Source organism: Brevundimonas sp. MYb52 (assembly GCF_002979535.1).
Lineage (GTDB): Bacteria > Pseudomonadota > Alphaproteobacteria > Caulobacterales > Caulobacteraceae > Brevundimonas.
Genome location: NZ_PCPB01000013.1, coordinates 99465 through 106149, shown reverse-complemented (window position 1 = coordinate 106149; position 6685 = coordinate 99465). Strand labels below are relative to the sequence as shown.

Here is a 6685-nt window from a genome sequence, read left to right as displayed (position 1 = left end):
GTCCCAAACACCCGCCGCCCCGCCGACTTCTCGCCTTTAGCTAAAGCCTATCGACCCGCCAGACCAGATCAGAATGACGTGCGCAGGGTCGCAGCTCGCCCCTCGTAACGGACAGGCGCAGCCCGTTGGATCGCGCTTATTGCAACCCATTGCAAAATGAAGCCAGGACGGTAGAGTTTATGAAACGGATTGCAAAACAGGCTGCCGCCATGCCCTATCCCGAACTGCTGAAGCCCCTCGACCTCGGCTTCACCACCCTGAAGAACCGGGTGCTGATGGGCTCGATGCACGTCGGGCTGGAGGAGGTCGAGAACGGCTTCGAGCGCATGGCCGCCTTCTACGCAGAGCGGGCGCGGGGCGAGGTCGGCCTGATCGTCACCGGCGGCATCTCGCCCAACGAGCGCGGCCGGCCCATGCCCTGGGGCGCCAAGCTGACCACCGAGGAAGAGGCCGACCACCACCGCCTCATCACCGATGCCGTCCACGCCGAGGGCGGCAAGATCGCCCTGCAGATCCTGCATTTCGGCCGCTACGCCTATCATCCCGACCTGGTGGCCCCCTCGGCCATCCAGGCGCCGATCACCCCCTTCGCCCCCCACGCCCTGACCGGCGAGGAGGTCGAGCAGACCATCGCAGACTTTGTGCGCTGCGCCGCCCTGGCCCAGTCCGCCGGCTATGACGGCGTCGAGGTCATGGGCTCCGAGGGCTATCTGATCAACGAGTTCATCGCCGCCCGCACCAACCAGCGCGACGACGAATGGGGCGGGTCCTACGAGAACCGCATCCGCCTGCCGCTCGAGATCGTGCGCCGCACGCGTGAGCGCGTCGGCCCCAACTTCATCATCATCTATCGCCTGTCGATGCTGGACCTGGTCGAGGGCGGCTCGACCGCCGACGAGGTGGTGCAACTGGCCAAGGCCATCGAGGCGGCGGGCGCCACCATCCTCAACACCGGCATCGGCTGGCACGAGGCGCGCATCCCCACCATCGCCACGAGCGTCCCGCGCGCCGCCTTCGCCTGGGTGACCAAGCGGCTGAAGGGCGAGGTCTCGATTCCCCTGGTCGCCACCAACCGCATCAATACGCCCGAGGTCGCCGAGAACCTGCTGGCCGAGGGCTATTGCGACATGGTGTCGATGGCCCGCCCCCTGCTGGCCGACGCCGCCTTTGTGCAGAAGGCGCGCGAGGATCGCGCCGACGAGATCAACACCTGCATCGGCTGCAATCAGGCCTGCCTCGACCACACCTTCGCCGGCAAGATCACCTCCTGCCTGGTCAATCCGCGCGCCTGCCATGAGACGGAGCTGGTCATCGCCCCGACCGAAGCCGCCAGGAAAATCGCCGTCGTCGGCGCCGGGCCTGCGGGCCTCAGCTTCGCCGTCACGGCGGCGGAACGCGGCCACGACGTCACCCTGATCGAGGCCTCCAGCGACGTGGGCGGCCAGTTCAACATCGCCAAGAAAATCCCCGGCAAGGAGGAGTTCGGCGAGACCCTGCGCTACTTCCGCAAGCAACTGGAACTGACCGGCGTCACCGTCCGCCTGAACACCCGCGCCGAGGCGAACGCTCTGGCCGACGAGGGTTTCGACGAGATCGTTCTGGCCACCGGCGTCAGTCCGCGCACGCCCGAGATCGACGGGATCGACCACCCCAAGGCCCTTTCCTATCTCGATGTCCTGCGCGACGAGGTTCCGGTCGGCAAGACCGTGGCCGTCATCGGCGCGGGCGGCATCGGGCACGATGTCAGCGAATATCTGGTCGAAAGCCATGAAGCCCCGTCCATCGACCGCTTCTTCCGCACCTGGGGCGTCGATCCCGAATACCGTGCCGCAGGGGGCCGCTGCGCACCCGAAGTCGAACCGGCGGAGCGTCAGGTCTTCCTGATGCAGCGCTCGACCGGCAAGGTCGGCGAGCGTCTGGGCCGGACGACGGGCTGGATCCACCGCGCCGCGCTGAAGATGCACGGCGTCGTCACCGCCAGCGGCGTCTCGTACAATCGCATCGACGACGAGGGCCTGCACGTCACCATCGACGGCGCCGAAAAGACCCTGCCGGTGGATCACGTCATCATCTGCGCGGGCCAAGACCCCTTGCGCGATCTGCACGACGACCTGATCGCGCGCGGCTGTTCGGTTCATCTGATTGGCGGGGCTGATGTGGCCGCCGAACTGGACGCCAAACGCGCCATCGACCAGGGCGTGCGCCTGGCCGCCGCCATCTAACCGAGGACAAGCCCATGACGCTGAATCTGCATCCCGCCGCCGCTGCTTCGCTGGCCAAATGGCACGCCATGGTCACGGCTCAGGACCTCGGGGCCTTGCGCGCCATCACCCATCCTGACGCCGTCTTCCGCTCGCCGGTGGCCTACAAGGCCTATCACAGCGCCGACGCCGTGGTTCTGGCGGTCAGCACCGCCGCCAGCGTCTTCTCGGACTTCGCCTATCACCGCGAGGCCGTCACCGCCGACGGCCTCAGCGTGGTGCTGGAGTTCAGCGCCAAGGTCGGGGACAAGAGCGTCAAGGGCATCGACTTCATCCGCTTCAACGAAGACGGCCAGATCGTCGATTTCGAGGTCATGATGCGCCCGCTCAGCGGGGTTCAGGCCATGGCCGAGGAAATGGGCCAGCGCCTCGGCGCCATCCTGCCCGCCTTCAAGGCCTCCTGAGCTTCGGCTATCCAGACCCCATGTCCCTGCCTCACGCCCTTCTGACGTCGCTGGCCGAACGCCCCGGTTCGGGGTCCGAGCTGGCTAACCGCTTTGACCGCTCGATCGGCTATTTCTGGCAGGCGACGCATCAGCAAATCTATCGCGAGCTGGCCCGCCTCGAAGCGGCGGGTTGGGTCGAGGCCGCGCCGGTCGAGGGCGCGCGCGGGGGCAAGCGGCGCTTCTGCATCCTGGCGCCCGGTCGCGCCGAACTTCAACGATGGATCGGCGAGCATCAGGATCCACCCGCCATCCGCGACGAGCTGATGGTGCGGCTGCGGGCCGAGGCCGTGGTCGGCCCCACCGGCCTGGCGGAGGAACTGGAGGCCGTCGCCGCCCGCCACCGCGACAAGCTGGCCGCCTATCTGGCCATCGAGGCGCGGCATTACCCGAGCGCCCCCGCCGCACGCGAACAGCGTCTGCAACACCTCGTGCTGAAGGCCGGTATCGAGTTCGAGCGCCAGCGCATCGCCCTGTGCGAAGAGGCCGTCGCCATCCTGCAAACGCCGCTCTAGGAGAGCCGCGCCCACAAAAACGCCCTTTTATTGCCGTTTCCAGCCGACCCCGTCCGTTTTTCCGCACCCTCGATCCGTGCGACAATGGACGCCACCTCCCCGGGAACCGCCACATGGGCCGCTGGAACGCACGCAAGCGCATCGACGCCGACACTCACAATGCCCAGGCCCTGCCCCGCACCCTGAGCTGGCCGCATCTGATCGCCATGGGCGTCGGCGCCATCGTCGGCACCGGCATCCTGACCCTGATCGGCATCGGCGCCGACAAGGCGGGCCCCGCGGTCCTGCTATCCTTCCTGATCGCCGGCTTTGTCTGCGCCTGCGCCGCCCTGGCCTATGCCGAGATGGCCTCGATGATCCCAGCCTCGGGCAGCGCCTATACCTATAGCTACGTCGTCATGGGCGAGGTCTTCGCCTGGATCATCGGCTGGAGCCTGATCCTGGAATACAGTCTAGTGGTCAGCGCCGTGGCCGTCAGTTGGTCGGGCTATGCCGCCCCCTTGCTGAACGGCTGGGCGGGCGTGCCCATGGCCCTGATGCAGGCCCCGCACGCGGGCGGGATCGCCAACCTGCCCGCCCTGTTCGTCATCGCCCTGGTCGCGGCCCTGCTGATCGCCGGCACGCGCAAGAGCGCCAGCCTGACCATGATCCTGGTGGCGGTGAAGCTGTCGGCCCTGGCCGTCTTCGTCTGGTTCGCCCTGCCCCATTTCGACGCCGCCAACCTGGAGCCCTTCAGCCCCTATGGCTTCGCCCGCAACATGGGCGCCGACGGGATCGAGCGCGGGGTCATGGCGGCGGCCGCCATCATCTTCTCGGCCTTCTACGGCTTTGACGCCATCGCCACCGCCGCCGAGGAAACCCGCAATCCCAAGCGCGATCTGGCCATCGGCATCATCGGCTCCATGTTCGCCTGCGCCGCCATCTATACGGTGATCGCCCTGGCGGCCCTGGGGGCCACGCCCTTCATCCGCTTCGCCAACAGCCCCGAGCCCCTGGCCCTGATCCTGCGCGAGATCAACCAGCCCGGCGCCGCCCACTTCCTGGCGGTGACCGCCGTCATCACCCTGCCGACCGTCATCATGGCCTTCTTCTATGGCCAGAGCCGCATCTTCTTCGTCATGGCCCGTGACGGTCTGCTGCCGCATGGCCTGTCCAAGGTGTCCAAGGGCGGGCGGCCGATCCGCATCACCCTGTTCACCGTCGCCATCGTCGGCGCCATCAGCCTGTTCCTGCCGCTGGACGAGATCGTCGCCCTGGCCAATGCCGGGTCGCTGGTGGCCTTTACGGCGGTGGCGGCCTGTATGCTGATCATGCGCCGCCGCGCCCCCGACGCGCCGCGCGGCTTCCGCACGCCCCTGGCCTGGGTGGTCGGGCCGATCGCCATCGCCGGCTGCCTCTATCTGTTGGCCAGTCTGCCGCAGAAGACCCACCTGTGGTTCCTGTTCTGGAACCTGGCCGGGATCGCCGTCTATCTGGCCTATGGCCGTCGCCACAGCCTGGCGGGGAAGTAGCCCCCGCCAGCGCCGCCTGATCAGGCCAGGGTGGTGCGGTCCAACTGATCGACGCGGGTGACCCCGGTCAGGGCCATGGCCACCTTCATCTCGGCGGCCATCAGGTTGAGGACATGGCTGACGCCCGCCTCGCCACGCGCGGCCAGGGCATAGGCCCAGGCCCGGCCGATCAGCACGCCGTCGGCGCCCAGGGCCATCATCCGCGCCACGTCCAGACCGCTGCGGACCCCGCCGTCAGCCAGGACCGTCAGCCGCCCCTCCACCGCGTCGGCGATGGGCGGCAGGGCGCGGGTCGAGGACAGGACGCCGTCCAGTTGCCGCCCCCCGTGGTTCGACACCACCAGGCCGTCAGCGCCCAGATCGGCGACGCGTCGGGCGTCGTCGGCGTCCAGCACGCCCTTGATGATCAGCGGTCCTTTCCAGCGTTCACGCACCCAGGCCAGATCGTCCCAGGTCACGGTGGGGTCGAAGTTGTCGCGCATCCAGGCGAAGAAGTCGTCGATACCGGTCTTGCCCTTCAGCACCGGCGCGACATTGCCCAGCGAATGGGGACCGCCCCGGACGCCGACGTCCCAGGCCCAGGCCGGATGGGCCACCGCCTGCATCGCCCGGCGCACGTCGCCGAAGAAGCCCGAGGCCCCCGCCAGACCCGAGTGATAGTCGCGATAGCGCGAACCCGGCACCGGCATGTCGACGGTGAAGATCAGGGCCGGGCATTTCGCCGCCTCGGCCAGATCCAGCAAATCCGCCATGAAGGCCCGATCACGGATCATGTAGAGCTGGAACCAGAAGGGCGTCGGGCTGCCCTCCGCCACCTCACCGATCGAACAGGCCCCGACCGTGGACAGGGTGAAGGGCACGCCAAACGCAGCGGCGGCGCGGGCGGCCTGAACCTCCCCGCGCCGGGCGTTCATCCCCGCCAGCCCGACGGGCGCAAGCGCGACCGGCAGGCTGATCTTCTGACCGAACAGGGTCGCCGACAGGTCGATGTCCGACACGTCGCGCAGCACCCGCTGGCGCAGGGCCACGTCGCGTAGATCGCTGACGTTCCGCCCCAGCGTCGTCTCGGCGTAGGAGCCGCCGTCAATGTACTCGAACAGGAAGCGCGGCAGACGCCGGCGCGCCAGCTCGCGATAGTCGGTGATGGAGGCCGCCTTCACGCCACGCGCCCTATTGCAGGTTCACAAAGGCGCCGCCGTCGACCAGCAGGGCCGCGCCGGTGACATAGGCCGCCATGTCCGAGGCCAGGAAGGCGACCGCGCCGCCGATGTCTTCGGGCTGGCCCAGACGGCCCAGCGGGATGCGGCCTTCCATGTATTCACGCTTGGCCGGATCGGCCAGGTCGTCCTTGTTGATGTCGGTCAGGATGGTGCCCGGCAGCACCGAGTTGCAGCGGATGCCGTGCTTGCCCAGGGCGATAGCGCAGGACTGCATCAGGCTGTGCACGCCCGCCTTGGTCGGGGTGTAGTGGGTCTGGAACTCGCCGCCGACCAGGGCCGAGATCGAGCTGATGGCGACAATGGCCCCGCCCTTCCCCTGCTTGACCATCTGATTGGCCGCCGCCTGGGTCATGAAGTAGGCGCCGTGCAGGTTGACCTCCATGGTCCGCTTCAGCGTCTCGGCGGGCATGTCGAGGAAAGCGTGGAAGGGGCAGATGCCGGCGTTGGAGACGAAGACGTCCACCTTGCCAAAGGCCTCGACCGCCGCCTGCACAAAGGCCGCCGCCGTTTCCGGCAGGGCCACGTCGCCCTCAACCGAGATGCAGCGCCGACCATGGGCCTCGACCGCCGCGATCACTTCAGCCGCAGCCGCGCCGCCCGAGTGGCTGTTGATGGCCACGTCCGCGCCCTGTTTGGCCATTTCCACGGCCACAGCGGCCCCGATGCCTCGCGATCCTCCGGTGATGAGGACGACCTTGTCTTTAAGCAGCATGGGGGCTCCGTACAGTCTCAGTT

6 protein-coding genes are annotated in these 6685 nt (G+C 68.1%); 4 read left to right on the top strand and 2 right to left on the bottom strand.

The window, feature by feature from the left end:
• Nucleotides 1-179: 179 nt before the first annotated feature.
• The 4 genes from CQ039_RS13555 (at nt 180) to CQ039_RS13540 (ending at nt 4730) form a co-directional block, all read left to right on the top strand.
• The gene (locus CQ039_RS13555; RefSeq protein ID WP_304529187.1) at nt 180-2222 is read left to right on the top strand and encodes an NADPH-dependent 2,4-dienoyl-CoA reductase; all 2043 of its coding nucleotides are present in this window, start codon (nt 180-182) and stop codon (nt 2220-2222) included.
• Between the two features lie 14 nt (nt 2223-2236).
• On the top strand, nt 2237-2665 hold the full coding sequence (locus tag CQ039_RS13550; protein WP_105564350.1) for a nuclear transport factor 2 family protein: 429 nt from the start codon (nt 2237-2239) through the stop codon (nt 2663-2665).
• A 20-nt stretch (nt 2666-2685) separates the two neighbouring features.
• Nucleotides 2686-3219 carry a PadR family transcriptional regulator gene (locus CQ039_RS13545; protein ID WP_105564351.1) on the top strand — a complete coding sequence of 178 codons (534 nt, stop codon included), beginning with the start codon at nt 2686-2688 and terminating at the stop codon, nt 3217-3219.
• A gap of 113 nt (nt 3220-3332) precedes the next feature.
• Nucleotides 3333-4730 (top strand): amino acid permease, encoded by a 1398-nt coding sequence (locus tag CQ039_RS13540; RefSeq protein WP_105564352.1) that lies wholly within the window; start codon nt 3333-3335, stop codon nt 4728-4730.
• Nucleotides 4731-4750: 20 nt separating this feature from the next.
• Here the strand turns inward: CQ039_RS13540 and lldD are convergent, their stop codons facing one another.
• Complete coding sequence (gene lldD / locus CQ039_RS13535; protein WP_105564353.1) at nt 4751-5890, bottom strand: FMN-dependent L-lactate dehydrogenase LldD; 1140 nt, start codon at nt 5888-5890, stop codon at nt 4751-4753.
• A gap of 10 nt (nt 5891-5900) precedes the next feature.
• Nucleotides 5901-6662, bottom strand: a complete 762-nt coding sequence (locus CQ039_RS13530) for an SDR family NAD(P)-dependent oxidoreductase (RefSeq protein ID WP_105564354.1) — start codon at nt 6660-6662, stop codon at nt 5901-5903.
• Between the last annotated feature and the right edge of the window lie 23 nt (nt 6663-6685).

Bases quoted from the DNA above. Each gene is read 5' to 3' on its own strand.
- CQ039_RS13555 (WP_304529187.1), top strand. From the start codon at position 180: ATGAAACGGATTGCAAAACAGGCTGCCGCCATGCCCTATCCCGAACTG.
- CQ039_RS13550 (WP_105564350.1), top strand. From the start codon at position 2,237: ATGACGCTGAATCTGCATCCCGCCGCCGCTGCTTCGCTGGCCAAATGG.
- CQ039_RS13545 (WP_105564351.1), top strand. From the start codon at position 2,686: ATGTCCCTGCCTCACGCCCTTCTGACGTCGCTGGCCGAACGCCCCGGT.
- CQ039_RS13540 (WP_105564352.1), top strand. From the start codon at position 3,333: ATGGGCCGCTGGAACGCACGCAAGCGCATCGACGCCGACACTCACAAT.
- CQ039_RS13530 (WP_105564354.1), bottom strand. From the start codon at position 6,662: ATGCTGCTTAAAGACAAGGTCGTCCTCATCACCGGAGGATCGCGAGGC.